The sequence below is a fragment of the Burkholderia sp. BCC1972 genome, assembly GCF_905339605.1.
Taxonomy (GTDB): Bacteria; Pseudomonadota; Gammaproteobacteria; order Burkholderiales; family Burkholderiaceae; genus Burkholderia.
This window is the reverse complement of the sequence record NZ_CAJPGH010000012.1, coordinates 1-25649: the sequence shown is the minus strand read 5'-3', so window position 1 is coordinate 25649 and position 25649 is coordinate 1. Positions and strand designations below refer to the sequence as shown.

Below are 25649 nucleotides of genomic sequence, written 5' to 3'. Positions count from 1 at the left end.
CGCACGGTCGGGCGAAGGCGCGAACGGGCGGAAATAGGTTAAGGACCATTCACCATCATGGTTGAACTTGAAATAGACGGCAAGAAGGTCGAGGTGCCCGAAGGCAGCATGGTGATCCAGGCTGCGCACAAGGCGGATACGTACATTCCTCACTTCTGCTATCACAAGAAACTGTCGGTTGCGGCCAACTGCCGGATGTGTCTCGTCGAAGTCGAGAAGATGCCGAAGGCCGTGCCAGCCTGCGCGACCCCCGTGTCGGCCGGCATGATCGTCCACACGCAGTCCGACAAGGCTGTGAAGGCGCAGCAGTCGGTGATGGAATTCCTCCTCATCAATCACCCGCTCGATTGCCCGATCTGCGATCAGGGCGGTGAATGCCAGCTGCAGGATCTGGCGGTCGGCTACGGCAAGTCGTCGTCGCGCTACTCGGAAGAAAAGCGCGTGGTGTTCCACAAGAACGTGGGCCCGCTGATCTCGATGGAAGAAATGTCGCGCTGCATCCACTGCACGCGCTGCGTCCGCTTCGGTCAGGAAATCGCCGGCGTGATGGAGTTCGGCATGCTGGGCCGCGGCGAGCACTCGGAAATCACGACGTTCGTCGGCAAGACGGTCGATTCCGAAATGTCGGGCAACATGATCGACCTGTGCCCGGTCGGTGCGCTGACCAGCAAGCCGTTCCGCTACAGCGCCCGTACGTGGGAACTGTCGCGTCGCAAGTCGGTGAGCCCGCACGATTCCGTCGGCGCGAACCTCGTCGTGCAGGTGAAGAACAACCGCGTGATGCGCGTGCTGCCGTTCGAGAACGAAGCGATCAACGAATGCTGGATCTCGGACAAGGACCGCTTCTCGTATGAAGGCCTCAACAGCGAAGAGCGCCTGACGAAGCCGATGCTGAAGCAGGGCGGCCAGTGGATCGAAACCGACTGGCAGACCGCGCTCGAATACGTCGCGAAGGGCCTGAAGGGCATCGCCGCGGATCACGGCGCGAACGCGCTGGCGATGCTCGCGAGCGCGCACAGCACCGCTGAAGAGCTGTTCCTCGTGAAGCAGCTCGCCAACGAACTGAAGACGCCGAACGTCGACTTCCGTCTGCGTCAGCAGGATTTCTCGGCGCAGGTCCAGGGCGCACCGTGGCTCGGCATGCCGATCGCCGACCTGTCGAACGTGGATGCCGCGTTCGTCGTCGGTTCGTTCCTGCGCCGCGACCACCCGCTGTTCGCGTCGCGCCTGCGTCAGGCTGCGAAGAACGGTGCGAAGCTGCACTTCCTGCACGCGACCGGTGACGACGCACTGATCCCGACCGCGCAACGCATCGTCGCTGCACCGTCCGCATGGCTCGACGAGCTGGCCGGCATCGCCGCGGCCGTCGCGCAACTGCGCGGCGTCGCGCTGCCCGACGCGCTGGCAGGCGTCACCGCATCGCCGGCCGCCCAGGCTGTCGCGCAGTCGCTCTCGAACGGCGAACGCCGTGCGGTGCTGCTCGGCAACGTCGCGGTCCGTCACCCGGAATTCGCGAAGCTGCACGCCGTCGCCAAGTGGATCGCCGACAACACCGGCGCCACGTTCGGCTTCCTGACGGAAGCGGCGAACACGGTCGGCGCGCACGTCGTCGGCGCACTGCCGGGCGAAGGCGGCCTGAATGCACGTGAAGCATTCGCGCAGCCGCGCAAGGGCTACGTGCTGCTGAACGTCGAGCCGGAATTCGACACCGCCGATCCGGCGCAGGCACTGGCCGCGCTGAACCAGGCCGAAATGGTCGTCGTGATGTCGCCGTTCAAGCACGGCCTCGACTACGCCGACGTGCTGCTGCCGGTTGCGCCGTTCACGGAAACGGCCGGCACGTACGTCAACGCGGAAGGCACCGTGCAGAGCTTCAACGGCGTCGTGCGCCCGCTCGGCGACACGCGTCCGGGCTGGAAGGTGCTGCGCGTGCTCGGCAGCCTGCTCGGCCTGCCGAACTTCGAATACGAGACCGCGGAAGAAGTGCGTCTCGCGGCACTCGGCGACGCCGGCGTCGCAGGCCGCCTGTCGAACCAGACGTCGGTCGCGCCGGTGCGCGCCGCGGCGAACGCCGCGAACGGCGGTTTCGAGCGCCTGGCCGATGTACCGATCTATCACGCCGACTCGCTCGTGCGCCGTGCAGGTGCGCTGCACCTGACGACCGCCGCGAAGGCGGCGAATGCCGCAGCCCTGCCGGCCGCGCTGTTCGACAAGCTGGGCTTGAAGGAAGGCGACGCCGTGCGCGTGCGCCAGGGCGAGCGTGCGGTGCAGTTGCCGGCCGTGCGCGACGCGAATCTTGCGGAGACGGTCGTTCGCGTGTCGGCGGCGACGCCTGCCGGCGCAGCGCTCGGCAGCCTGTCCGGTGAACTGGTGGTGGAGAAGGCGTAAATGAGCTTGTTCGATACGATCAACGCGGGCGGGGCCGAGCTTCTCGGCTTCGCGTGGCCGACGGTGTGGGCAGTCGTGCGCATCCTCGTCGTCTCCGTCGTCATCCTGCTGTGCGTCGCGTACCTGATTCTGTGGGAACGCAAGCTGATCGGCTGGATGCACGTGCGTCTCGGCCCGAACCGCGTCGGCCCCGGCGGCCTGCTGCAGCCGATCGCCGACGTGCTGAAGCTGCTGCTGAAGGAAGTCATTCAGCCGAGCGCGGCCAGCCGCTGGCTGTACCTGATCGCGCCGGTCATGACCGTCGTGCCGGCGTTCGCCGTGTGGGCCGTGATTCCGTTCCAGGCCGAAGCGGTCCTCGCGAACGTGAACGCGGGCCTGCTGTACGCGATGGCGATCTCGTCGATCGGCGTGTACGCGGTGATTCTGGCGGGCTGGGCATCGAACTCGAAGTACGCGTTCCTCGGCGCGATGCGCGCCGCGGCACAGATGGTGTCGTACGAAATCTCGATGGGCTTCGCGCTGGTGCTGGTGCTGATGACGGCCGGCAGCCTGAACCTGTCCGAAATCGTCGGTTCGCAACAGCACGGCTTCTTCGCGGGCCACGGCGTGAACTTCCTGTCGTGGAACTGGCTGCCGCTGCTGCCTGCGTTCGTCGTGTACTTCATCTCGGGCATCGCCGAAACGAACCGCCACCCGTTCGACGTGGTGGAAGGGGAGTCGGAGATCGTCGCGGGTCACATGATCGATTACTCGGGCATGGCGTTCGCGCTGTTCTTCCTCGCCGAGTACATCAACATGATCGTGATCTCGGCGCTGGCCGCGACGCTGTTCCTCGGCGGCTGGGACGCACCGTTCGAATTCCTGTCGTTCATCCCGGGCATCTTCTGGCTGGTGCTGAAGGTCTTCGCACTGCTGTCGGTGTTCATCTGGGTCCGCGCGACGTTCCCGCGCTACCGTTACGACCAGATCATGCGCCTGGGCTGGAAGGTGTTCCTGCCCGTCACGGTGATCTGGGTGATCGTGGTTGGCTTCTGGATGATGTCGCCGCTGAACATCTGGGTGAAGTAAGGACGAAATCATGACGGCTATCCAACACTTCTTTAAGACTTTCTTCCTGACCGAGCTGCTGAAGGGGCTCGCGCTGACCGGTCGTTACACGTTCAAGCGCAAGGTCACCGTGCAGTTCCCGGAAGAAAAGACCCCGATCTCGCCGCGTTTCCGCGGGCTGCATGCACTGCGCCGCTACGAAAACGGCGAAGAGCGCTGCATCGCGTGCAAGCTGTGCGAGGCCGTGTGCCCCGCGCTGGCGATCACGATCGAATCGGAAACGCGCGCGGACAACACGCGCCGCACGACGCGCTACGACATCGACCTGACGAAGTGCATCTTCTGCGGTTTCTGCGAAGAGAGCTGCCCGGTCGATTCGATCGTCGAGACGCAGATTCTCGAGTACCACGGCGAAAAGCGCGGCGACCTGTATTTCACGAAGGAAATGCTGCTCGCGGTGGGCGATCGCTACGAGAAGGACATCGCCGCGGCGAAGGCTGCCGACGCGCCGTATCGTTGATTGTGTTTGCAGTGCCGGCCCGAAGCCAGGGCCGAGCCGCCGCGACGGGTGCGGCACGCGAGAGCGTCCCGCAAGCCGCGCCTGACTATGGCCTAACGATGAACCGGTAATCATGGAATTCACGACCGTACTGTTCTACATCTTCGCGCTGCTCCTGGTGGTATCAGGGCTGAAGGTGATCACTTCGCGCAACCCGGTGGCGTCTGCGCTTTTCCTTGTGCTGGCGTTCTTCAACGCCGCCGCGATCTGGATGCTGCTGGAAGCGGAATTCCTCGCGATCCTGCTGGTGCTGGTCTACGTGGGCGCCGTGATGGTGCTGTTCCTGTTCGTCGTGATGATGCTGGACATCAACATCGACTACCTGCGCCGCGACTTCAAGCGTTTCGTTCCGATGGCGACCGTGGTCGGCGCGATCATCGTGATCGAGACCGCGCTGATCCTGTGGCGCGGCTACGGCGACACGCACACGGTGCACGCGATGGCGACGGGCGAGATGGCCAACTGGTCGAACACGCGCCTGATCGGCAAGGTCATCTACACCGACTACATCTTCGCGTTTGAAATCGCCGGCCTCGTGCTGCTGGTCGCGATCATTGCCGCCATCGGGCTGACCGAGCGCAAGGGCAAGGACAGCAAGCGCCAGCGCGTGTCGGATCAGGTCAAGGTGCACCGCAACGACCGCGTGCGCCTCGTGAAGATGGAAGCGGAAAAGCCGCAGCCGGAAACGGCGCAGAGCGAAGCCGGTTCGGGCACCAACGGCTAAGCGGAGGAAAAGAAAATCATGCTGACTCTTGCTCACTACCTTGTGCTCGGCGCGATCCTGTTTGCGATCGCGATCGTCGGGATCTTCCTGAACCGCCGCAACGTCATCATCATCCTGATGTCGATCGAGCTGATGCTGCTGGCGGTGAATACCAACTTCGTCGCGTTCTCGCATTACCTCGGCGATGTGCACGGCCAGATCTTCGTGTTCTTCGTGCTGACCGTCGCCGCAGCGGAAGCCGCGATCGGCCTCGCGATTCTGGTGACCCTGTTCCGTAAGCTCGACACGATCAATGTCGAGGATCTCGATCAGCTCAAAGGTTAATTTCAGGCAACGCTGTTATGTCAACGACACTCAATGAAAACCTGCTGCTGGCGATTCCGCTCGCTCCGCTGGCCGGCTCGCTGATTGCGGGGCTGTTCGGGAACGCAGTCGGGCGCAAGGGCGCACACCGGATCACGATCCTCGGCGTAATGATCGCGTTCCTCCTGTCGGCGAAAGTCTTCTTCGACGTGATGGGCGGCGCAAGCTTCAACGCGACCGTCTACGAATGGATGAACGTCGGTTCGCTGAAACTCGAAGTCGGCTTCCTCGTGGATTCGCTGACCGCGATGATGATGGTCGTCGTGACCTTCGTCTCGCTGATGGTGCACGTGTACACGATCGGTTACATGGCGGAGGAAGACGGCTACCAGCGCTTCTTCTCGTACATCTCGCTGTTCACGTTCTCGATGCTGATGCTCGTGATGAGCAACAACTTCCTGCAGCTGTTCTTCGGCTGGGAAGCGGTGGGTCTGGTGTCGTACCTGCTGATCGGCTTCTACTTCACGCGTGAGAGCGCGATCTACGCGAACATGAAGGCGTTCCTCGTGAACCGCGTGGGCGACTTCGGCTTCCTGCTCGGCATCGGCCTGCTGCTCGCGTTCGCCGGCTCGATGAACTACGGCGAAGTGTTCGCGAAGCGCGCGGAACTCGCGAGCCTGCACTTCCCGGGCACCGACTGGGGCCTGCTGACCGTTGCCTGTATCTGCCTGTTCATCGGCGCGATGGGCAAGTCGGCGCAGTTCCCGCTGCACGTGTGGCTGCCGGACTCGATGGAAGGCCCGACCCCGATCTCGGCGCTGATTCACGCGGCGACGATGGTGACGGCCGGCATCTTCATGGTGTCGCGCATGTCGCCGCTGTTCGAGCTGTCGGATACCGCGCTGTCGTTCATCACGGTGATCGGCGCGATCACGGCGCTCTTCATGGGCTTCCTCGGCATCGTCCAGAACGACATCAAGCGCGTGGTCGCATACTCGACGCTGTCGCAGCTCGGCTACATGACCGTCGCGCTCGGCGTGTCCGCTTACCCGGTCGCCGTGTTCCACCTGATGACGCACGCGTTCTTCAAGGCGCTGCTGTTCCTCGGCGCCGGCTCGGTCATCATGGGCATGCACCACGACCAGGACATGCGCAACATGGGCGGCCTGCGCAAGTACATGCCGATCACGTGGATCACGTCGCTCGTCGGTTCGCTCGCGCTGATCGGTACGCCGTTCTTCTCGGGCTTCTACTCGAAGGACTCGATCATCGACGCGGTGAAGCTGTCGCACCTGCCGGGTTCGGGCTTCGCGTACTTCGCGGTCGTCGCGAGCGTGTTCGTCACGGCGCTGTACTCGTTCCGCATGTACTTCCTGGTGTTCCACGGCGAAGAGCGTTTCCGCAAGCCGAAGCATCCGGAATCGCCGATGGGCATGGCGGCCGCGCACGGCCACGATGACCACGGCCATGGCCACGGTCATGACGACCACGCGCACGAGCCGCACGAGACCCCGTGGGTCGTGTGGGTGCCGCTGGTCCTGCTGGCGATCCCGTCGGTCATCATCGGTGCGATCGCGATCAGCCCGATGCTGTTCGGCGACTTCTTCCAGCACGGCGTCGCATTCGACAAGGTGATCTTCATCGGTGAAAACCATCCGGCGCTGGCCGAGATGGCCGAGGAGTTCCACGGCTGGGTGGGCATGGGCCTGCACTCGGTGTCGGGCCTGCCGGTCTGGCTCGCGCTCGCCGGTGTCGTCGTCGCCTGGTTCCTGTACCTGAAGCGTCCGGAACTGCCGGCGTCGATCCGCCGCGCGTTCGGCCCGATCTACACGCTGCTGGACAACAAGTACTACATGGACAAGATCAACGAAGTGGTGTTCGCCCGTGGTTCGGTGGCGATCGGCCGCGGCCTGTGGAAGGAAGGTGACGTCGTGGTGATCGACGGCCTCGTCAACGGCAGCGCCCGGTTCATCGGCTGGTTCGCCAGCGTGATCCGCTTCCTCCAATCCGGTTACATCTATCACTACGCGTTCGCCATGATCATCGGCATGCTGGGGCTCCTGACCCTGTTTGTAACGCTCGGCGGCAAATAAGGCGAGGGGACAAGAACAATGCACGCTTTTCCGATTCTCAGTACCGCGATCTGGTTGCCGATCGTTTTCGGCCTCCTGGTACTCGCGGTGGGTAACGACAAAAATCCGGGAACGGCCCGCTGGGTCGCGCTGATCGGCTCGCTGCTCGGTCTCGCGGTCACGATCCCGCTGATCACGGGCTTCGACTCGAGCACGGCTGCGCTGCAGTTCGTCGAGAAGTCGACCTGGATCGAACGTTTCGACATCGCCTATCACCTCGGCGTCGACGGCATCTCGATGTGGTTCGTCGTGCTGACCGCGCTGATCACGGTGATCGTCGTGATCGCCGCGTGGGAAGTGATCACCGAGAACGTCGCGCAATACCTCGCGGCCTTCCTGATCCTGTCCGGGATCATGATCGGCGTGTTCTCGTCGGCCGACGGCCTGCTGTTCTACGTGTTCTTCGAAGCGACCCTGATCCCGATGTACATCATCATCGGCGTGTGGGGCGGCCCGAACCGCGTGTATGCGGCGTTCAAGTTCTTCCTGTACACGCTGGCCGGCTCGCTGCTGATGCTGGTCGCGCTGATCTACCTGTACACGGAAACGCACTCGTTCGACCTCGCGACGTGGCAGAACGCGAAGATCGCGATGACGCCGCAGATCCTGCTGTTCATCGCGTTCTTCCTCGCGTTCGCGGTGAAGGTGCCGATGTGGCCGGTGCACACGTGGCTGCCGGATGCGCACGTGGAAGCGCCGACGGGCGGCTCGGTCGTGCTGGCTGCGATCATGCTGAAGCTCGGCGCGTACGGTTTCCTGCGCTTCTCGCTGCCGATCACGCCTGACGCGAGCCACTTCCTGGCACCGGTCGTGATCACGCTGTCGCTGATCGCGGTGATCTACATCGGCCTCGTCGCGATGGTGCAGTCCGACATGAAGAAGCTGGTCGCGTATTCGTCGATCGCGCACATGGGCTTCGTCACGCTCGGTTTCTTCATCTTCAACCAGCTCGGCGTCGAAGGCGCGATCATCCAGATGATCTCGCACGGCTTCGTGTCGGGCGCGATGTTCCTCTGCATCGGCGTGCTGTACGACCGCGTGCACTCGCGCCAGATCGCCGATTACGGCGGCGTCGTCAACGTGATGCCGAAGTTCGCGGCATTCGCGATGCTGTTCTCGATGGCCAACTGCGGCCTTCCGGGTACCTCGGGTTTCGTCGGCGAGTTCATGGTGATTCTCGCGGCCGTCCAGTACAACTTCTGGATCGCCTTCGGCGCGGCGTTCACGCTGATCCTCGGCGCGGCTTACACGCTGTGGATGTACAAGCGCGTGTACTTCGGCGCGGTGGCGAACGATCACGTTGCCAAGCTGAAGGACATCGGCCGTCGCGAATTCCTGATGCTGGCCGTGCTTGCCGCGTTCACGATGCTGATGGGCCTGTATCCGAAGCCTTTCACCGACGTGATGCACGTTTCCGTGGAAAACCTCCTCTCCCATGTCGCGCAGTCGAAGCTGCCGCTGGCCCAGTAATCGCGAGCGGAGGAACTCAAGATCATGAACGCTCCTATGAATGTCCTGTTGCCTGACGCGCTGGTGATGGCCGCCATCGTCGTCGCATGGCTGAACGATACCTTTACCGGTGCTTCCGGCCGCCGCCTGACCTATCTGATCGCGGTCGTTTCGTCGGTCGTCGCCGGCGTGTGGTTCGCGGTGCAGGCGCTCGACCCGCAGCAGTACTACTTCTTCTCGAAGATGATCGTCGTCGACTCGTTCGCGAGCATGATGAAGGCGGTCGTGTCGTTCGGTTTCGCGGTCTCGCTCGTCTATTCGCGCAAGTACCTCGAAGATCGCGACATGTTCCGCGGCGACGTCTTCCTGCTCGGCATGTTCTCGCTGCTCGGCCAGCTGGTCATGGTGTCGGGCAACAACTTCCTGACGCTGTACCTCGGTCTCGAACTGATGTCGCTGTCGTTGTACGCCGTCATCGCGCTGCGCCGCGACGCCGCGCAGTCGAGCGAAGCCGCGATGAAGTACTACGTGCTGGGCGCACTCGCATCGGGCTTCGTGCTGTACGGCATCTCGATGCTCTACGGCGCGACCGGCTCGCTCGAGCTGGGCGAGGTGTACAAGGCCGTCGGCGGCAACACCGACGCAGCCGTGCTGATGTTCGGGGTGGTCTTCGTCGTCGCCGGTATTGCCTTCAAGCTCGGCGCCGTGCCGTTCCACATGTGGGTGCCGGACGTCTACCAGGGTGCACCGACCGCGATGACGCTGTTCGTCGGCGGCGGCCCGAAGGTTGCCGCGTTCGCGTGGGGCCTGCGTTTCCTGGTGATGGGCCTGCTGCCGCTTGCACAGAACTGGCAGACCGCGCTCGTGATCCTCGCGGCGCTGTCGCTGATCGTCGGTAACATCACCGGTATCGTCCAGCGCAACATCAAGCGGATGCTCGCGTACTCGGCGATCTCGAACATGGGCTTCGTGCTGCTCGGCCTGCTCGCAGGCATCGTGAAGGGCGACGCGACGGCACCGGCGAATGCGTACAGCTCGGCGATGTTCTACGCGATCGTCTACCTGATCACGACGCTCGGCTCGTTCGGCGTGGTGATGCTGCTCGCACGCCGCGATTTCGAAGCAGAGACGATCGACGACTTCAAGGGCCTCAACAAGCGCAGCCCGGTGTTCGCGTTCGTGATGATGGTCATGATGTTCTCGCTGGCCGGCATCCCGCCGACCGTCGGCTTCTACGCGAAGCTGGCCGTGCTCGAGGCGACCGTCAACGCGGGCCTCACGTGGCTGGCCGTGCTGGCCGTGATCACGTCGCTGTTCGGCGCGTTCTACTACCTGCGCATCGTGAAGCTGATGTACTTCGATGCACCGCAGGACTCGACGCCGATCTCGGGTGATTTCTGCAAGCGCACGATCCTCGTGCTGAACGGCCTGGCGGTCGTCGTGCTCGGCCTGATCCCGAGCCCGCTGCTGACGGCCTGCCTGCAGGCAATCCGTCACACGCTGCCGCTGTAATGTCGGCAGCCGGCTGGTTTATCGTGCTGTTGGCGCTCGTGTGCGCCAACCTGCCGTTCCTGAACCAACGCCTCTTCGCCGTCGTGCCGTTCGGCGCGGCGAAGAAGAGTGCGTGGGTGCGGATCGGCGAGCTGATCGTGCTGTACTTCGTTGTCGGCGCGCTCGGCTTCTGGCTCGAGTCGCGCGCCGGCAACCGCTTCGAACAGGGCTGGCAGTTTTACGCGATCACGTTCAGTCTCTTCATCGTGTTCGCGTTCCCCGGCTTCACGTTCCAGTATCTCGTCAAACGACGCTGACGGCTCCGGCCGTCCGTCGCGCTCAATTCAGGAGCCGCCGATGGCCGAACTACCCAATCACGACGCCGCACTCACCGAAACCTGCCTCGAGAGCGAGGCGATTTTCGAAGGCTCGTTCCTCAAGCTCAAGCGCGACACCGTCCGTCTGCCGGACGGCAAGAAGGCCACGCGCGAATACGTCCAGCATCCGGGCGCGGTGATGGTGATCCCGCTGTTCGACGACGGCCGCGTGCTGATGGAAAGCCAGTATCGCTACCCGATCGGCAAGGTAATGGCCGAATTCCCGGCCGGCAAGCTCGATCCGAACGAAGGGGCGCTTGCGTGTGCCGTGCGCGAGCTGCGCGAGGAAACGGGTTATACGGCACGCGAATACGTGTTCCTGGCCCGCATTCACCCGATCATTTCCTACTCGACCGAATTCATCGACCTGTACCTGGCGCGCGGGCTCACGGCCGGCGAGCGCAAGCTCGACGAAGGCGAATTCCTCGAAACCTTTACCGCCACGCAGGCCGACCTGCAGGAATGGGTGCGCACGGGCCAGATCACCGACGTGAAGACGATCATCGGCACGATGTGGCTCGACAAGGTGCTGTCCGGCACCTGGCCGCTCGGGCCGGTCGTGACGCCCTGAGCGGGGCGTCAGCAGCGGGTGGGGCGCCGCGTTACAATCCGGTGACGCGGTGCGTTCCTGCCGCGCGATCCGGATTTAGCACGATCGTTCAAAAACTCGCTTTTTGCGCTACACTCGTCACACGCCCTGATTCAGCATGAAGGTCCTCGATTTACAGTGCCCGCACGGTCATCGGTTCGAAGGCTGGTTTGCTTCCGCCGATGAATTCGAAGCGCAGTTGTCCCGCAAGCTGGTCGAATGTCCGGTGTGCGGGACGACCGAGGTCAACCGTCTGCCGTCGGCGCCGCGCCTGAACCTGTCGGGCGCGACGCAGGCCCGGCCGGCCGATCCGCGTGCGCTGCAGGCGCAGGTGATGCGCGCGCTGCGCGAGGTGCTGGAGAAGACCGAGAACGTGGGCGAGCGCTTCGCCGAGGAAGCGCGGCGCATCCATTACAACGAGGCGCCCGCACGCAGCATTCGTGGCGTCACGACGCCGGAAGATGCGCAATCCCTGGCCGAAGAAGGCATCGACGTGATGCCGCTGCCGATTCCAGCCGCGCTGAAAGAACCGCTGCAATGACGTACGCAGTGTGTCTTTGCCGGGCCGGACGGCCGCGGACAGGAGACACTGCGCATGGATCTGGATTATTCACCCGCCGACGACGCATTTCGCGTTGACGTCCGCGCCTGGCTCGAGGCCAACCTGCCTCGCGCACTGCGCGCCAAAGTACTCGATCACAAACGACTCGACCGCGAGGATTTCGCGAGCTGGCACCGGATTCTCGGCCAGCGCGGCTGGTCCGCGCCTGCCTGGCCCGTCGAATACGGCGGCCCGGGCTGGAACGCGACGCAGCGGCACATCTGGGACGAGGAGTGCGCACGGATCGGTGCGCCGACCGTGTTGCCGTTCGGCGTGTCGATGGTCGCGCCGGTGCTGATGAAGTACGGCAGCGAAGCACAGAAGCGGCACTATCTGCCGCGCATACTCGACGGTTCCGACTGGTGGTGCCAGGGTTACTCGGAGCCCGGTTCGGGATCCGACCTCGCGTCGTTGCGCACGCGCGCCGAGCGCCACGGCGACCACTATGTCGTCAACGGCCAGAAGACCTGGACGACGCTCGGCCAGTACGCCGACATGATGTTCTGCCTCGTGCGCACCGATCCGGCCGCGAAGAAGCAGGAGGGCATCTCGTTCCTGCTGATCGACATGAAGACGCCCGGCATCACGGTGCGCCCGATCGTCATGCTCGACGAGGACCACGAGGTCAACGAAGTGTTCTTCGAGGACGTGAAGGTGCCGGTCGAAAACCTCGTGGGCGACGAGAACCGCGGCTGGACCTATGCGAAATATCTGCTCGGCCATGAGCGCACCGGCATCGCGCGCGTCGGTGCGTCGAAGCGCGAGCTCGCGTTCCTGAAGCGCGTGGCGTCGAACCAGCGCAAGAACGGCAAGCCGTTGCTCGCCGATCCGGTATTTGCCGCGAAGGTCGCGGCGCTCGAAGTCGAGCTGATGGCGCTCGAGGTGACGGTGCTGCGTGTCGTCAGCCGCGAGACGAGCGGCAAGGGGCCCGGCCCCGAGGCATCGATGCTGAAGATCAAGGGCACCGAGGTACAGCAGGCGCTCACCGAACTGATGGTCGACGCGATCGGTCCGCTCGCCGCGCCATTCGACGTGCCGTTCCTGGACGGCGAGCGCGAGCACAGCATCGCGGGCGACGACGATGCGGCACCGCTCGCCGCGTACTACTTCAATTACCGGAAGACGTCGATCTACGGCGGTTCGAACGAGATCCAGAAGAACATCATCGCGCAGATGATTCTGGGGCTGTGATCAGGGAACGGAGACAACCATGGATTTCAGCTTTACCGATGAGCAGCAGCAGTTTTCCGACGCGCTGCGCCGTTATCTCGGCGAGCAATACGGCTTCGAGGCGCGCCAGGCGATCGTGCGCAGCGACACGGGCGTGTCGGACACGCAATGGAGCGCGTTCACGGAACTGGGGCTGACCGCGCTGCCCGTGCCGGACGCGCAGGGCGGCTTCGGCGGCGGCCCGGTCGACATGCTGGTCGTGATGCAGGAGCTCGGCCGCGCGCTGGTGATCGAGCCGTACTGGGCCACCGCGGTCGGTGTCGAGGCGTTGCGCATCGCCGGCTCCGGTGCAGGCGAGGATGCGGCGCTGCTGGAGGCGGTCGCGCAGGGACAGAAGCGGCTGGCGGTGGCGTTCCATGAGCCGCATGCGCGCTACGACCTGTACGAACTCGACACGCACGCGCACGAACAGGGCGGCACGTACCGGCTGACCGGTATCAAGTCGGTCGTTCAGCACGGCGCACAGGTGCAGGCGTGGATCGTGCCGGCACGCGTCGATGGCGGCGGCATCGGCCTTTTCGTCGTCGAACGCGATGCGTCGAACGCGAAGGTGGCCGACTACCGGACGATCGACGGCCAGCGTGCCGCAACGCTCGAATTCAACGAAACGCCGGCCCGACTGCTGACGGGTGGTGCGCGCGACGCGGCGGCGCTCGAGCAGATTGCCGATTACGCGACGTTCCTGCTGTGCGCGGAAGCGGTCGGCGCGCTCGACGAGCTGAATCGCGCGACGGTCGAATACACGAAGACGCGCGAGCAGTTCGGCGTGCCGATCGCGCGCTTCCAGGCGCTGCAGCACCGGATGGTCGACATGCTGATCCACGCGGAGCAGGCGCGTTCGCTGACCTATCTGGCGGCAGTGCGTTACGCGAGCGGCGACGCCGATGCGCGGCGCAAGGCCGTGTCGGCCGCGAAGGCCCGGATCGGCGCGGCCGCGCGCTTCGTCGGCCAGCAGGCCGTCCAGTTGCACGGCGGCATGGGTGTGACCAACGAGGTCGCCGCTGCGCATTTGTTCAAGCGGCTGACGATCATCGAGACGACGCTCGGCGACACCGATCATCATCTTGCCCGCTTCGCCGCGCTGCCCGATTTCGCGCAGACCGACGCAGCATGACGGCGACGCGCGAGCGTCCCAGACGAGGAGACCTGCAAGTGGGTATCAGTTACGAAGACCTGGTGGTGGGCAGCACCACCGAAGTGGGCCGCTACACGTTCGAGCCCGACGACATCAAGGCGTTCGCCGAACGCTATGACCCGCAACCGTTTCACCTCGACGAAGAAGCGGGGAAGGCATCGCATTTCGGCGGCCTCGTCGCGAGCGGCTGGCATACGTGCTCGGTGTTCATGAGCCTGCTCGTCAAGAAGCTCGGGCCGGATTCGACCAGCATGGGCTCGCCCGGCATCGACTCGATCCGCTGGCTTAAGCCGGTGCGGGCCGGCGACACGATCACGATGTACCAGAAGGTCCACGACAAGCGCGTGTCGGAGAGCAAGCCCGACCGCGGCATCGTGTCGACGGAGTGGGTCGGCGTGAACGAAGCCGGCGAGACGGTGATCAGCGTGCATACGAAGGTGCTGTTCGGGCTGCGCCATCCGGGAGGCACGAAAGGATGACGGGCGTGACCTTGCCGCTGATCGCGTCGGCGCAGGCGCTGCAGGCGAGGGTCGGCGCGGAGCCGCTCGCGAGCGGCTGGATCGCGATCGACCAGCCTCGCGTCGACGGTTTCGCCGACGCGACCGGCGATCATCAATGGATCCACGTCGACCCCGAGCGCGCGCGACGCGAGTCGCCGTTCGGCGGCCCGATCGCACACGGGTTCCTGACGCTGTCGCTGATCCCTGCGTTGATGACCGACGCGATGCGCTTCGAGCAGAAGATGGGTGTGAACTACGGGCTGAATCGCGTGCGATTCCTGAAGCCCGTGCCGGTCGGTGCACGCGTGCGCGCGCTGTTTGCGGTGAAGGAAACCGCCGACGCCGCGCAGGGCGGGGTGCAGGTGACGTGGTCGGTGTCGATCCAGGCCGAGCGTCCCGATGCGCCGCTGCCGGTGTGCGCGGCAGAGTTCATCACGCTACACTACTTCTGAAGCGCGGGGCGGCAGGCACGGCGGCCGCCCCGCCGGTCACGTCACATGCGTGTCAGTGCTTCGCGTATTGCGTCGCGCCGAAAAGCACTTCTCGCGCCTTGTCGTCCTGCAGTGCCTTGCGCATCGACGCGAGCACTTCGACGCCGCGCTGCACGGCCGGTCGCGCGGCGATCGCATCGAACCAGCGCTTCACGTTCGGCAGCTCGTCGAGCACGATGCCCTGGTTTTGCCACGAACGCGTCCACGGGAACGTCGCAATGTCTGCGATCGTGTACGTGTCGCCCGCGAGATACTCCGATTCGCCGAGGCGCTTGTCCATCACGTTGTACAGGCGCTTCGCTTCGTTCGTGTAGCGGTTGACCGCGTATTCGATCTTCTCCGGCGCATACATGCGGAAGTGGTGTGCCTGTCCGAGCATCGGGCCGACACCGCCCATCTGGAACATCAGCCACTCGAGCGTCGCATAGCGCGCGGCCGGATCGGCCGGCAGGAACTTGCCGGTCTTCTCCGCGAGATAGATCAGGATCGCACCCGATTCGAACAGCGAGATCGGCTTGCCGCCAGGGCCGTCCGGATCGACGATGGCCGGAATCTTGTTGTTCGGGCTGATCTTCAGGAAGTCGGGCTCGAACTGGTCGCCCGCGCCGATATCGACCGGATGAACACGGTATGCGAGGCCCGTTTCCTCGAGCATGATGTGTACCTTGTGGCCGTTCGGGGTCGCCCAGCTATAGACGTCGATCATCGTCAACTCCTTGGTTGCATGCGCGAAAACGGCGCCGGGAGCGCCGCGACAGGCGGTCATTAGAGCATGGATCGACGCGGGCTGCTGGCGACGGAATCGTGCCTGCGGATGCGTGCGCGCAGCGACGTGGAGCGTGTCGTCGACGTCGTGCGCGGCGCGTTTCGGTACATTTTCGTGCGGCTTCGATCGCCGGTGCGACAGGGCGAATCAGCGCTTGTAGCGCGGCTGGCGTTTCTCGAGAAATGCGGTAATGCCTTCGAGCCCGTCCGCATGATGCAGCGACGTGACGAAATGATCGCGCTCGGTGCCGAGATGCGGTTCGAGCGGTTGCGCCGTCGCGTCGTCGAGCAGCGACTTGATGCGCGCGAGTGCGTTCGGCGAGATGCCGGCGAGTGTTTCGGCCCATGCGAGCGCGTCCGTCAGTGCCGCGCCGGGCACGGCGAGCCGGTTGATGACGCCGAGCGCATGCAGGCGCTCGGCCGTGACCGGCTTGCCTTCGAACAGGATCTCGGCCGCCATCGCGCGCGGCAGGGCGTGCGCGAGGAACCACGAACCGCCGCCGTCCGGCGTCAGGCCCACACGCGCATACGACATCACGAATTTCGCGTCGTGCGCGGCGACGGTCAGGTCGCACGCGAGCGCAAGCGAGAAGCCCGCGCCGGCGGCGGCGCCTTCGACGGCCGCGATCACCGGTTTCGTCGACGCGCGGATCGCCGTGACCCACGCGGCGAGCTGATCGATGCTGTCGGCCTGGTAGGACGGATCCTTCGAACGGTTCTCGAGCAGGCGGTTCAGGTTGCCGCCTGCGCAGAAGAAGCGATCGGCGCCCGTCAGGACGACCGCGCGAATCGCGGGATCGCGATCGGCGGTGGCGATCGCTTCGATGCCGGCCGCGTACATGTCGGGATGCAGCGCGTTGCGCGCGCCGGGATTGGACAGCGTGAGGACGAGCGTCGAATCGCTCTCGGGCGGACGCGATGCCAGCAGTTCAGCACTCATGCGAGCGTGTCTCCATCGGATGGCGGCGCGGCGGCGCCGCGCATGTTGCGCGGACAGGCGGAACGGCTGCCGCAACGGATGTAATGTTGTCGGGGCGAACGCAAAACTTGCTTTAGACTAGCACGGACGTGCTTTTCAGCGCGATGAATCCCGATGCGGCCGGCACTGTTGAGGCCGCGCTTCAGCAAGGAAGGAGACTTTGATGCTACAGCTGTGCGGTATTCCGTTGTCCAACTATTACAACAAGGTGAAGTTCGTGCTGCTCGAGCACGATATCCCGTTCGAGGAGTCGGTGTGCGGCTTGCCGATCAGCGATCCGGCCAAGCTCGTCGATTCGCCGCTCGGCAAGATTCCGTTCCTGAAGACCGAGGAAGGCGCGCTGTTCGAGTCGCAGGCGATCATCGAATACCTGGCCGCGCGCTATCCCGGGAAAGGCATTTTTCCGGCGAGCCCGTTCGCGGCAGCGAAGGTGCGCGAACTGGTCGAGACGCTCGAGCTGTATCTCGAATGGATGGCGCGAGAGGTCTATACGGAGGCGTTTTTCGGCGGCAAGGTCAGCGACGGGATGAAGGCGCACGTCGAGAAGCGCCTGCCGCGCGCGATCGATGCGTTCAAGCAGATGACGCAGTTTTCGCCGTATGTGCTCGGCGACGCGTTCGGCCTTGCGGACATCGCCGCGTGGGTCCATCTGCCGGTCATCGGGATGGCGACGAAGGCCATATTCGGACGCGATTTCCTGCTCGACGCCGGCATCGACTGGAAGGCGCACGCGAAGCTGGTCGGCGAGCGTCCGGCCGCGCAGCGCGTGGCAGCCGAGCGCAAGGCGTACATCGACGCGACGAGCGTCGCACGTCCGTAAGCGCGGTTCCCGCAGGGCGGCCCGTCGCCGCCCGTGCGGGACTTACAGCCGGGCGAGTCGTTCGAGCGCGGACGCGAGCGTGCTTTCCTGCTTCGCGAAGCAGAAGCGTACGACGCCCGATTCGTGCGGCTCGTGATAGAACGCCGACACCGGAATGGCGGCTACGCCGATCTCCGACGTCAGCCACTTCGAGAATTCCGCTTCGGGCAGGTCGCTGATCGCCGAGTAATCGACGCACTGGAAGTACGTGCCCGTGCACGGCAGCAGCTTGAAGCGCGTGCGCTCGAGGCCGGCACGGAAGAAGTCGCGCTTCTTCTGGTAGAAGCCGGCCAGCGACAGGTACGGTGCCGGATCGCGCAGGTAGTCGGCGAGCCCGAACTGCATCGGCGTGTTCACCGTGAATACGTTGAACTGGTGGACCTTGCGGAATTCCGCGGTCAGCGCGGCAGGCGCGGCGACGTAGCCGACCTTCCAGCCCGTCACGTGATAGGTCTTGCCGAAGCTCGACACGATGAAGCTGCGCGCCGCGAGTTCCGGGTAGCGCGCGACGCTTTCGTGGCGCGCACCGTCGTAGACCATGTGCTCGTACACCTCGTCCGACAGGATCAGCACGTTGGTGCCGCGCACGATGTCCTCGAGCTTGCGCATGTCCGCCTCGCGCCACACGGTACCCGTCGGGTTGTGCGGCGTGTTGATCAGGATCATGCGCGTCTTCGGCGTGATCGCGGCCGCGAGACGGTCGAACGGGATCGCGTAGTCGGGCGCCTCCAGCGTGACGAACACGGGCGTGCCGCCCGCGAGTTCGATCGACGGCAGGTAGCTGTCGTAGGTCGGTTCGACGACGATCACTTCATCGCCCGGATGCACCGCACACAGGATCGCCGTCAGCAGCGCCTGCGTCGCGCCGGCCGTCACCGTGATCTCGGTGGCCGGATCGTAGCGCCGGCCGTAGACCTGCGCGATCTTGTCGGCGATCGCGTTGCGCAGCGGTGCGACGCCGGCCATCGGCGGATACTGGTTGTGCCCGTTGCGCATCGCGGCCGCGACCGCGTCGACGATGCGCGGGTCGCAATCGAAATCCGGGAAGCCCTGGCCAAGGTTCACCGCGCCTTTTTCGGCGGCTAGCGCGCTCATGACCGTGAAGATCGTCGTGCCGACGTTCGGCAGGCGCGAGGGGAAAACGGGAGTCGTTGGCATATCTGAAGGAGCGTTCATCGATACGGTCGAATTCGGGTGGTGCGGCGTAGGTCAGGCCGGCGTGGTCGTCGCGTCCGGCGCGGCGTCGAGCGCGCAAGCTTCGGCAAATGGCGCGGGCTGCGCGATCCGGAAGCCGAAGTCGCGTGCGGTGCGCTTCGCGAGCTTCAGCAGCGCGCGGTCTTTCGACACGAGCCACTCGGCCTGCGCGGCGCGGGCGAGTTCGAGAAACTTCTGGTCGTCGCGGTCCTTGCACTTCGGCAGCGGCGGCGCGTCGGCGTCGACGGGCGGCGGCTCGACGAGGCTCGCGAGGCGGGCGACGGTCGCGAGTGCGGCCGCCTTGTCGATCGCGCGCGACTGGAACTGCGGATAGTCGAGCACGTATTCGAGCTCGGTCAGGCAGCGGCCGTCGATCACGGCGGCAAGCGCGCCGCTTTCCAGCGCGGCCCGGATCGGGCGCGTAGCGGGGTCGTCGAATACGAGGATGTCGATCCAGACGTTCGAGTCGAGCACGACGCGGTGTGCGGCATGCGGGGCGAGAGAGCGGGTCATTCGTTACAATCGGTGGTTTTCGTCTGACCGCAAGGCACGGCGTGCCAGCGAGCCTCTATGATAATCGTTCTCTCTCCAGCCAAATCCCTCGACTACGATACGCCCGCGCACGTCCAGTCTTACACGAAGCCTGCATTCGTCGACGACGCGTCCGAGCTGATCGACGGCCTGCGCAAGCTGTCGCCGCAGGACATCGCGACACTGATGGATATTTCCGATCCGCTCGCGCGCCTGAATTTCCAGCGCTACGCCGACTGGTCGCGGACCTTTACGCCGGCCAACGCGAAGCAGGCTGTGCTCGCGTTCAACGGCGACGTCTATGAAGGTTTCGACGCGAAATCGCTGTCGTCGGCCGATCTCGACTATGCGCAGCAGCACGTGCGCGTGCTGTCGGGCCTGTACGGGCTGCTGCGTCCGCTCGACCTGCTGCAGCCGTACCGGCTCGAGATGGGTACGCGCTTCGCCAACGCGCGCGGCAAGGATCTGTACGCGTTCTGGGGCGACCGCATCACGCGGGCGCTGAACGAGCAGCTCGAGACGCGCAGCGGCGCGGCGCGTGTGCTGGTCAACTGCGCGTCGACCGAGTACTTCAAGTCGGTCAAGCCGAAACTGCTGGCCGCGCCGGTCGTCACGCCGGTGTTCGAGGACTGGAAGGGCGGGCGCTACAAGATCATCAGCTTCCATGCGAAGCGCGCGCGCGGCCTGATGGCGCGTTTTATCGTCGAGAACCGGATTGCCGACCCGAAGGCGCTCAAGGATTTCGCGACGGAAGGCTATGTATTCGACGCGGCCGCGTCGAACGATTCGACTTACGTATATCGCCGGCGCGTCGGCGAGTAACCCGGCCGGCCGTTCACGAGACGGCCGGCGCATGAGGCCGGGCACGTGGTACACCGCGCGCCCCGGTCGACAGCTTCGCGTAGGACTGGCACAGGCGCTAAAGCGCGAACGCCGGTCGACAGCTTTGCATGGGACCGGTGTAAGCGCTAAAGCGCTAACGCCGGTCGACACAGGAGAGACAGATGGCACTTTCGATCACCAGCAATTTCGACGCAGGCGCAATCGACGTCGTATCGTGCGACAGCCCAGACTCGATCCGGCTGCGCGTGCGCGGCGACAATCGCTCGGAATTCGCACAATGGTTTTACTACCGCTTGACGGGCGCGCGCGGCGAGCGGTGCGTGATGACGTTCGAGAACGCGGCCGACTGCGCGTATCCGTCGGGCTGGCGCAACTACCACGCGGTGGCGAGCTACGACCGCGTCGACTGGTTCCGCGTGCCGACGACGTTCGACGGCAAGACGATGACCATCGACCATACGCCGGAGTTCGACGGCATCTACTACGCGTATTTCGAACCGTACTCGGAAGAGCGCCACGCGGCGTTTCTCGGTGCTGTCCAGCAGTTGCCGCAGGCGAGCGTCGTCGAGCTCGGCCGCACGGTCGAGGGCCGTCCGATGTCGCTGCTGACGCTCGGCACGCCGGAAACCGACGACGCGCCGAAGAAGAAGGTGTGGATCATCGCGCGCCAGCATCCGGGCGAATCGATGGCCGAATGGTTCGTCGAGGGGCTCGTCAAGCGGCTGGCAGGCTGGGGTGACTGGGCCGGCGATCCGGTCGCGCGCAAGCTCTACGATCGCGTGACGTTCCACATCGTCCCGAACATGAACCCGGACGGCAGTGTGCATGGCAACCTGCGCACCAACGCGGCAGGCGCGAACCTGAATCGCGAGTGGATGGCGCCGGATGCCGAACGCAGCCCCGAGGTGCTGGCCGTGCGCGACGCGATCCATGCAATCGGCTGCGACATGTTCTTTGACATTCACGGCGACGAGGATCTGCCGTACGTGTTCGTCGCCGGTTCGGAGATGTTGCCGAGCTTTACCGAGCAGCAGGGCAAGGAACAGACTGCGTTCATCGACGCGTTCAAGGTCGCGAGCCCCGACTTCCAGACCGAGCACGGCTACGCGGCAAGCAAGTACAAGGAAGATGCGCTCAAGCTCGCGTCGAAGTACATCGGCCACCAGTTCGGCTGCCTGTCGCTGACGCTCGAGATGCCGTTCAAGGACAACGCGAACCTGCCCGACGAGCGCGTCGGCTGGAACGGCGAGCGCAGCGCGGCGCTCGGCGCGGCGATGCTGGCCGCGATCCTGGTGCACGTCGACACGTTCGCGTAAGCGTATCGCCGTCATACGAAAAAAGCCGGGGCATCTCAGGATGCCCCGGCTTTTTCGCGTCTGTCGTTGCCGCTCGGTCGTATCAGGACTTCTTCGCGGTTTTCTTCTTCACGACCTTCTTCTGGCCGCTCGATTTTTTCGTTGCGACGGCTTTCTTGCTGGTGCGGCCCGATGCCTTCGCCTTGGCCTTGCCGCGGTGCGACTTGCCCTTGAATTTCTTCGTCGACGACGAGCGTTCGGCGCGCGGCTTCAGCGGCGGAACGGGGTCGTTCCAGCTGAACGCGAGCATTTGCTGGCCGACATAGCCGCAACGGAATTTCAGCGGTGTCGGGTCGCTGCCGTCGCTGTGGATGCCTTGGCCGTCGACGGTGACGATGTTGTCGACCTTCACGCGCTGCTTGCCCTGGTCGAACGAGTCGTTCCAGGGCGTGATCGTCGCGTTGCCGCTGTCGAATGCGTTCGGTGCGAAGTCGACGCGATCGAACGCCGTCGACGTGCTGGCGATGAAGCTGCCGTGCGCCGCACAATCGGCGGCGAGCGGATCGGCATGCATCTCGTTGACGAATTTGTTGATCAGTTCGGAGCGCTGGTCGAGCAGGTCGGCGAATGCCGGTGTGGGAAGCGCAAGCGACAGGCCCGCGATACAGGCTGCCAGCTTGCCGAGCGCCCGGAAAATCCGGAACGAGGCAGGTGAGCTGTCCATCTGGTTATTGGTGAGGAGCGAATGAGACATCGGGCACGTATAGATGCCCGATGAAGAACAGGAGTTCAATCTTAGCGTAAAAAAGTTGTGCGGCAGTAGACGGCGTATTCTGCCGCAGCGCGGAAGGAGCCGACGGTATGCGTTGAACGTGCGCGAATCCGGGGGAAATTCAGGCGCGCGGGCCGCCGAGGCGATAGCGCCTGACGTCGAAGGTCGTGACCCACGCAGGGCGATAGACGGCGATGAGTGCCGTCGCCATGCCGGTGAACCATGCTTCGCCGAGCGCGAGCAGTGCAGTGTTCAGCAGATAGCCGGCAGGAATCACGACGGGCACGCCATCCGCGAGCGCGAGCTGGACGCCGGCCGCTGCCGCGGCGACTGCGACGATCGCGATGGCCGGCGACAGGAACCCCTGCCCGGTGATGAACGATGCAAGGTTGTGCGGCAGCCACGCGAGCGCGGCGCGCTGCAGCAACGCTGACACGGCGACAGGCAGTGCACCGTAGATCAGATAGGTCAGGCCAATGCCCTGCCACGGCGCGTCGAAGATGATCGCGGCAACCGCCGTGACGGCGCCCATCGCGATCAGTGCGAGCGTCCAGTCGAACAGTGTGACGAGCAGCGTGGCGCCAAGCAGATGCATGACGATGCCGTCTTCGAGCCACGCATTCGATGCCCAGAGTACCGAGATCGCTGTGACGAGCGCGAGCCACACGTGCTGGAGCGTGGCGTCCTGCAGGCGCACGAACGGGCGATTCCAGATCGCGAGCGCGAGCAGAGCCACGGCGGCGATCCAGCCACCGATGCCAACCCAGAGCGGAAGCGGTGTGAAGAGAAAACCCATGCGTCCATATTACTCGTTGAGCATCAAAGGTGGGAATCCGCGCATACCGACCGTCGCAATATCGAGACTGTTTGCCTAGCGCCCGCGCCGGAACCGTGACGGAGGCTCGGCGGCGAGCGGCAGGTCCTGTACGCCGGCGTTCGCGGCGGGCAGCGGGTACGGATGGTCACTCCGTTGTGAACGCAGCGGAACCGGACCGCGTTCGCCGATGCTAGGCTTGCGTGCGCGGTTGCGGTTCGCCAGCAACACCTCGAGATGTGGTGACAGCCAGCCGTTGTAGATCGCGACTGCGGCGGCACGGTTCGCGGCACCGAGCTGCTGGAAGATGCTGGCGAGGTGGATCTTCACGGTGCCTTCGCTGATGCCGAGTGTGCGGGCGATCATCTTGTTCGTGCTGCCCATGTGGACGAAGCGCATGATCTGCGCTTGCCGCGGCGACAGGAGGCCGCTTGGCGGGCGGCGCGGAAGCGATCCGGCAAGCGTCTGGAAATGGGCATCGTGGCGTGCCGCAGCCACGGAGGGCAGCAGGCTGAGCGCGCTCGGCGGAATGTAGTGCCCGCCCAGCAGCACGATTTCCAGCGCTCGCACGATCAGGTGCGGACGCGTGGAATGCGGAATCACGCCCGCGACACCATGGTTGAAGAAGCGCTGGACGGCGTCGGGCGGCGCTTCGTCGACCAGCACGGCGGCCGGTGTCGGCGAACATGCGCTGCAGAGCGCCTGAAGCTCGCCGAGCCGGCCGACGTCGAGCCAGTCGATTGCGACGAGGTCGAAACGCTGGGCACGCAGCAGGCGGCGCGCCTGAAAACTGTCGGGCGCATCGTTGATGCTGGCGTGACGGTCGATCTGCCGCAGCAGGGCCTTCAGTCCATCACGCCGCTCGGCGTCTGAGTTAAGCATCAGGAACCGCATATTCAATCTCCGTAAGGGTGAGTCATTGATTGCTGTCGGGCATGCGTTGGCCCCGATAATGACAAAGACCTTACACGATGTCTGCTAGGCTGAAAGGCTTAGGAATTGTCCGAAATTTCAGGCGGAAAACGATCAGACAAGAAAAAAGCCGCTCCGGCGGCAACCGGGAGCGGCTTCGGACCGGCAGGCCGTGGAGGCCTGCGGCATCGGGTCAGTGGAAGTGAGGCTGGGCGGGCGATGCGTCTTCCGGCATCTCCGCATGGACGATTTCGCCGAGCGGATCCGCGTAGAGCGGCACGCCGCAGTCGTCGCAGTATTCCGGTTCGAAGCGGCCCGCGTGCCTGCGGACGTCGGTTACGCCGCATTCCTTCAGCAGGCTCACGATTTCCTCGAGCGGTCCTTCCATCGGCGCTTCGCCTTCGAGCGTCGCGCTGTCGATCGACACGTCGCCGTTTTCGCGGCCGTACAGCGGCCATACGACGCCGTAGATCACGTCGTTGCTGGCACGCCGCGTGAAGCCGACACGATACTCGTCGATACGGCGCTCGCCGAAGCCCGCGACCACCGCGCGCAGCTCCTGCGGCGCCGCACCAAGTGTGTCAAACAGATAACGAATGGCCGTTCGCACCGTGTGCGGACGAATGCGCTCGTCCGCATCGCGGCAGGCCGAGTAGTACGCGTCCGGAAGCAGGCATTCGAATTCACAGCCGGGCAGGGCGATCGACAGGTTCGGGCCGCCCTGGGCCGTCCACTGCTCGAGACACTGGCCGCGTTCGATCCGGCTGCCGTTCTCCTCTTCCTGCCAGCGGAACAGTGGCGCGCCGGCAGGCGCGGCGACGACCGCAAGCAGGAAGCGCGGGTCGGCCAGGATCGGCGACGTTTCGGGCAGGTCGCCGAAGCTCAGCTTGGGCGTGTGCTGGCTGATCGCCGCATGTGCGAGCTGCTGCGCAAGCCGGTAGGTCTCGACGTGGTGCCGCGGCAGCTGGTCGATGCTGTAGAGGAACGGCGCGAGCCCGACGAGCGTACCGTTCGCGAGGACATGCGCCTGCAGGTGCGTTCGCAGTGCGTCGGCAACGTCGCCCTTGAGCGGCCCCGACGGAATCATGTAGCGCGTCCATGCAAGCACCGGAACCGCGACCAGCAGCGCATCGTATGGTTGGCCGTCGTGCTCGAGCACCATCGACTCGCTGTGCGTCTCGGCCATGTCGGCCAGCGCACCGTACGCATCGGGGTGATTCTGCTGAAGGTGGTCGAGTGCTGCGTCGAGCGTGGTCTGGTTGCCGTTGCGGACAATCTTGGCGAGCAGCGCATCGAGCTTCGCTTCCCAGAAGCGATCCTCGATGCGGCTGCCCGAGGCGAAGAGCGCAAGCGACAGGCCGACCAGTTTGTCGGCATCGGGGGGGAGGCGTTTGGCGATTCGCTGGCGCATATTAAAGACGTATATAGAAAGAGGCGAAGAACCTCACATTCTAGTCCGTTCTTTGCACCATAAGCGGTCTCGTGCCCGGACAGGGCCGAGCGGCCGAATTTGCAGCGTTCGTAAAAAAGTTGCGTCGAACCCCTTGCGCGATTGCCATCAGGTGCATAGAATCACGCCTCTTTCGCGCTAACGGAAACACGGCGGGGAAGGAAGGGAAGCGGTGCTGTTGGGGCAGGTGGTACGGGCCTCGGCGGTACGGAAGTAGAA

General features: G+C 64.6%; 26 protein-coding genes. 18 read left to right on the top strand and 8 right to left on the bottom strand.

Features of this window, described 5'->3' with window-relative positions:
* Positions 1 to 57 precede the first annotated feature (57 nt).
* The 15 genes from nuoG (at position 58) to U5798_RS18250 (ending at position 14977) form a co-directional block, all read left to right on the top strand.
* Positions 58 to 2388 carry an NADH-quinone oxidoreductase subunit NuoG gene (nuoG, locus tag U5798_RS18320; protein WP_322082812.1) on the top strand — a complete coding sequence of 777 codons (2331 nt, stop codon included), beginning with the start codon at positions 58 to 60 and terminating at the stop codon, positions 2386 to 2388.
* The gene (nuoH, locus tag U5798_RS18315; RefSeq protein WP_059233605.1) at positions 2389 to 3456 is read left to right on the top strand and encodes an NADH-quinone oxidoreductase subunit NuoH; all 1068 of its coding nucleotides are present in this window, start codon (positions 2389 to 2391) and stop codon (positions 3454 to 3456) included.
* A 10-nt stretch (positions 3457 to 3466) separates the two neighbouring features.
* A complete protein-coding gene (nuoI, locus tag U5798_RS18310) occupies positions 3467 to 3955 on the top strand; it encodes an NADH-quinone oxidoreductase subunit NuoI (RefSeq protein WP_124453079.1) in 489 nt (162 codons plus the stop codon).
* A 112-nt stretch (positions 3956 to 4067) separates the two neighbouring features.
* Positions 4068 to 4718: an NADH-quinone oxidoreductase subunit J gene (locus U5798_RS18305; RefSeq protein WP_124453081.1), complete on the top strand. Its 651-nt coding sequence runs from the start codon at positions 4068 to 4070 to the stop codon at positions 4716 to 4718.
* Positions 4719 to 4736: 18 nt separating this feature from the next.
* Positions 4737 to 5042 carry an NADH-quinone oxidoreductase subunit NuoK gene (gene nuoK, locus U5798_RS18300; protein WP_006478272.1) on the top strand — a complete coding sequence of 102 codons (306 nt, stop codon included), beginning with the start codon at positions 4737 to 4739 and terminating at the stop codon, positions 5040 to 5042.
* A 17-nt stretch (positions 5043 to 5059) separates the two neighbouring features.
* Positions 5060 to 7114 (top strand): NADH-quinone oxidoreductase subunit L, encoded by a 2055-nt coding sequence (nuoL, locus tag U5798_RS18295; RefSeq protein WP_124453083.1) that lies wholly within the window; start codon positions 5060 to 5062, stop codon positions 7112 to 7114.
* Positions 7115 to 7132: 18 nt separating this feature from the next.
* The gene (locus U5798_RS18290) at positions 7133 to 8623 is read left to right on the top strand and encodes an NADH-quinone oxidoreductase subunit M (RefSeq protein WP_059233608.1); all 1491 of its coding nucleotides are present in this window, start codon (positions 7133 to 7135) and stop codon (positions 8621 to 8623) included.
* 36 nt (positions 8624 to 8659) lie between these two features.
* Positions 8660 to 10114 (top strand): NADH-quinone oxidoreductase subunit NuoN, encoded by a 1455-nt coding sequence (gene nuoN / locus U5798_RS18285; protein ID WP_185658183.1) that lies wholly within the window; start codon positions 8660 to 8662, stop codon positions 10112 to 10114.
* A complete protein-coding gene (locus tag U5798_RS18280; protein ID WP_034184896.1) occupies positions 10114 to 10410 on the top strand; it encodes a DUF2818 family protein in 297 nt (98 codons plus the stop codon). Before nuoN ends, U5798_RS18280 begins: the two co-directional genes overlap by 1 nt.
* A gap of 40 nt (positions 10411 to 10450) precedes the next feature.
* Positions 10451 to 11041, top strand: a complete 591-nt coding sequence (locus U5798_RS18275) for an NUDIX domain-containing protein (protein WP_124453087.1) — start codon at positions 10451 to 10453, stop codon at positions 11039 to 11041.
* A 136-nt stretch (positions 11042 to 11177) separates the two neighbouring features.
* A complete protein-coding gene (locus tag U5798_RS18270; RefSeq protein ID WP_034190812.1) occupies positions 11178 to 11600 on the top strand; it encodes a DUF1178 family protein in 423 nt (140 codons plus the stop codon).
* A gap of 54 nt (positions 11601 to 11654) precedes the next feature.
* Complete coding sequence (locus tag U5798_RS18265; RefSeq protein ID WP_322082811.1) at positions 11655 to 12851, top strand: acyl-CoA dehydrogenase family protein; 1197 nt, start codon at positions 11655 to 11657, stop codon at positions 12849 to 12851.
* Positions 12852 to 12870: 19 nt separating this feature from the next.
* Positions 12871 to 14004 carry an acyl-CoA dehydrogenase family protein gene (locus tag U5798_RS18260; RefSeq protein WP_124453090.1) on the top strand — a complete coding sequence of 378 codons (1134 nt, stop codon included), beginning with the start codon at positions 12871 to 12873 and terminating at the stop codon, positions 14002 to 14004.
* Positions 14005 to 14042: 38 nt separating this feature from the next.
* The gene (locus U5798_RS18255) at positions 14043 to 14504 is read left to right on the top strand and encodes a MaoC family dehydratase (protein WP_124453092.1); all 462 of its coding nucleotides are present in this window, start codon (positions 14043 to 14045) and stop codon (positions 14502 to 14504) included.
* Positions 14501 to 14977 carry a MaoC family dehydratase gene (locus U5798_RS18250; RefSeq protein ID WP_124453094.1) on the top strand — a complete coding sequence of 159 codons (477 nt, stop codon included), beginning with the start codon at positions 14501 to 14503 and terminating at the stop codon, positions 14975 to 14977. Before U5798_RS18255 ends, U5798_RS18250 begins: the two co-directional genes overlap by 4 nt.
* Before the next feature lie 52 nt (positions 14978 to 15029).
* Here U5798_RS18250 and U5798_RS18245 read toward each other — a convergent pair whose 3' ends face one another.
* Positions 15030 to 15722: a glutathione binding-like protein gene (locus U5798_RS18245; RefSeq protein WP_124453096.1), complete on the bottom strand. Its 693-nt coding sequence runs from the start codon at positions 15720 to 15722 to the stop codon at positions 15030 to 15032.
* 207 nt (positions 15723 to 15929) lie between these two features.
* On the bottom strand, positions 15930 to 16721 hold the full coding sequence (locus U5798_RS18240; protein ID WP_322082810.1) for an oxepin-CoA hydrolase, alternative type: 792 nt from the start codon (positions 16719 to 16721) through the stop codon (positions 15930 to 15932).
* A gap of 202 nt (positions 16722 to 16923) precedes the next feature.
* On the opposite strand from U5798_RS18240, the gene U5798_RS18235 reads away from it, so the two are divergent.
* Positions 16924 to 17580 (top strand): glutathione S-transferase, encoded by a 657-nt coding sequence (locus U5798_RS18235; protein ID WP_322082809.1) that lies wholly within the window; start codon positions 16924 to 16926, stop codon positions 17578 to 17580.
* Between the two features lie 42 nt (positions 17581 to 17622).
* Here U5798_RS18235 and U5798_RS18230 read toward each other — a convergent pair whose 3' ends face one another.
* Together U5798_RS18230 and U5798_RS18225 are read right to left on the bottom strand one after the other, a co-directional pair.
* On the bottom strand, positions 17623 to 18795 hold the full coding sequence (locus U5798_RS18230; RefSeq protein WP_322082808.1) for a pyridoxal phosphate-dependent aminotransferase: 1173 nt from the start codon (positions 18793 to 18795) through the stop codon (positions 17623 to 17625).
* 33 nt (positions 18796 to 18828) lie between these two features.
* Positions 18829 to 19326 (bottom strand): putative toxin-antitoxin system toxin component, PIN family, encoded by a 498-nt coding sequence (locus U5798_RS18225; protein WP_124453104.1) that lies wholly within the window; start codon positions 19324 to 19326, stop codon positions 18829 to 18831.
* A gap of 57 nt (positions 19327 to 19383) precedes the next feature.
* On the opposite strand from U5798_RS18225, the gene yaaA reads away from it, so the two are divergent.
* Both yaaA and U5798_RS18215 read left to right on the top strand, forming a co-directional pair.
* Positions 19384 to 20166, top strand: a complete 783-nt coding sequence (gene yaaA / locus U5798_RS18220; RefSeq protein WP_322082807.1) for a peroxide stress protein YaaA — start codon at positions 19384 to 19386, stop codon at positions 20164 to 20166.
* A gap of 182 nt (positions 20167 to 20348) precedes the next feature.
* Positions 20349 to 21503, top strand: a complete 1155-nt coding sequence (locus tag U5798_RS18215) for a M14-type cytosolic carboxypeptidase (RefSeq protein ID WP_322082806.1) — start codon at positions 20349 to 20351, stop codon at positions 21501 to 21503.
* 82 nt (positions 21504 to 21585) lie between these two features.
* Here the strand turns inward: U5798_RS18215 and U5798_RS18210 are convergent, their stop codons facing one another.
* The 4 genes from U5798_RS18210 to U5798_RS18195 form a co-directional block, all read right to left on the bottom strand.
* The gene (locus tag U5798_RS18210; protein WP_124453110.1) at positions 21586 to 22236 is read right to left on the bottom strand and encodes a BspC domain-containing protein; all 651 of its coding nucleotides are present in this window, start codon (positions 22234 to 22236) and stop codon (positions 21586 to 21588) included.
* A 139-nt stretch (positions 22237 to 22375) separates the two neighbouring features.
* Positions 22376 to 23050, bottom strand: a complete 675-nt coding sequence (locus U5798_RS18205) for an energy-coupling factor ABC transporter permease (RefSeq protein WP_124453112.1) — start codon at positions 23048 to 23050, stop codon at positions 22376 to 22378.
* A 75-nt stretch (positions 23051 to 23125) separates the two neighbouring features.
* Positions 23126 to 23962 (bottom strand): response regulator transcription factor, encoded by an 837-nt coding sequence (locus U5798_RS18200; RefSeq protein WP_124453114.1) that lies wholly within the window; start codon positions 23960 to 23962, stop codon positions 23126 to 23128.
* Between the two features lie 211 nt (positions 23963 to 24173).
* Positions 24174 to 25391, bottom strand: coding sequence for a DUF2863 family protein (locus U5798_RS18195; RefSeq protein ID WP_124453116.1), 1218 nt, complete (start codon positions 25389 to 25391; stop codon positions 24174 to 24176).
* Positions 25392 to 25649 lie beyond the last annotated feature (258 nt).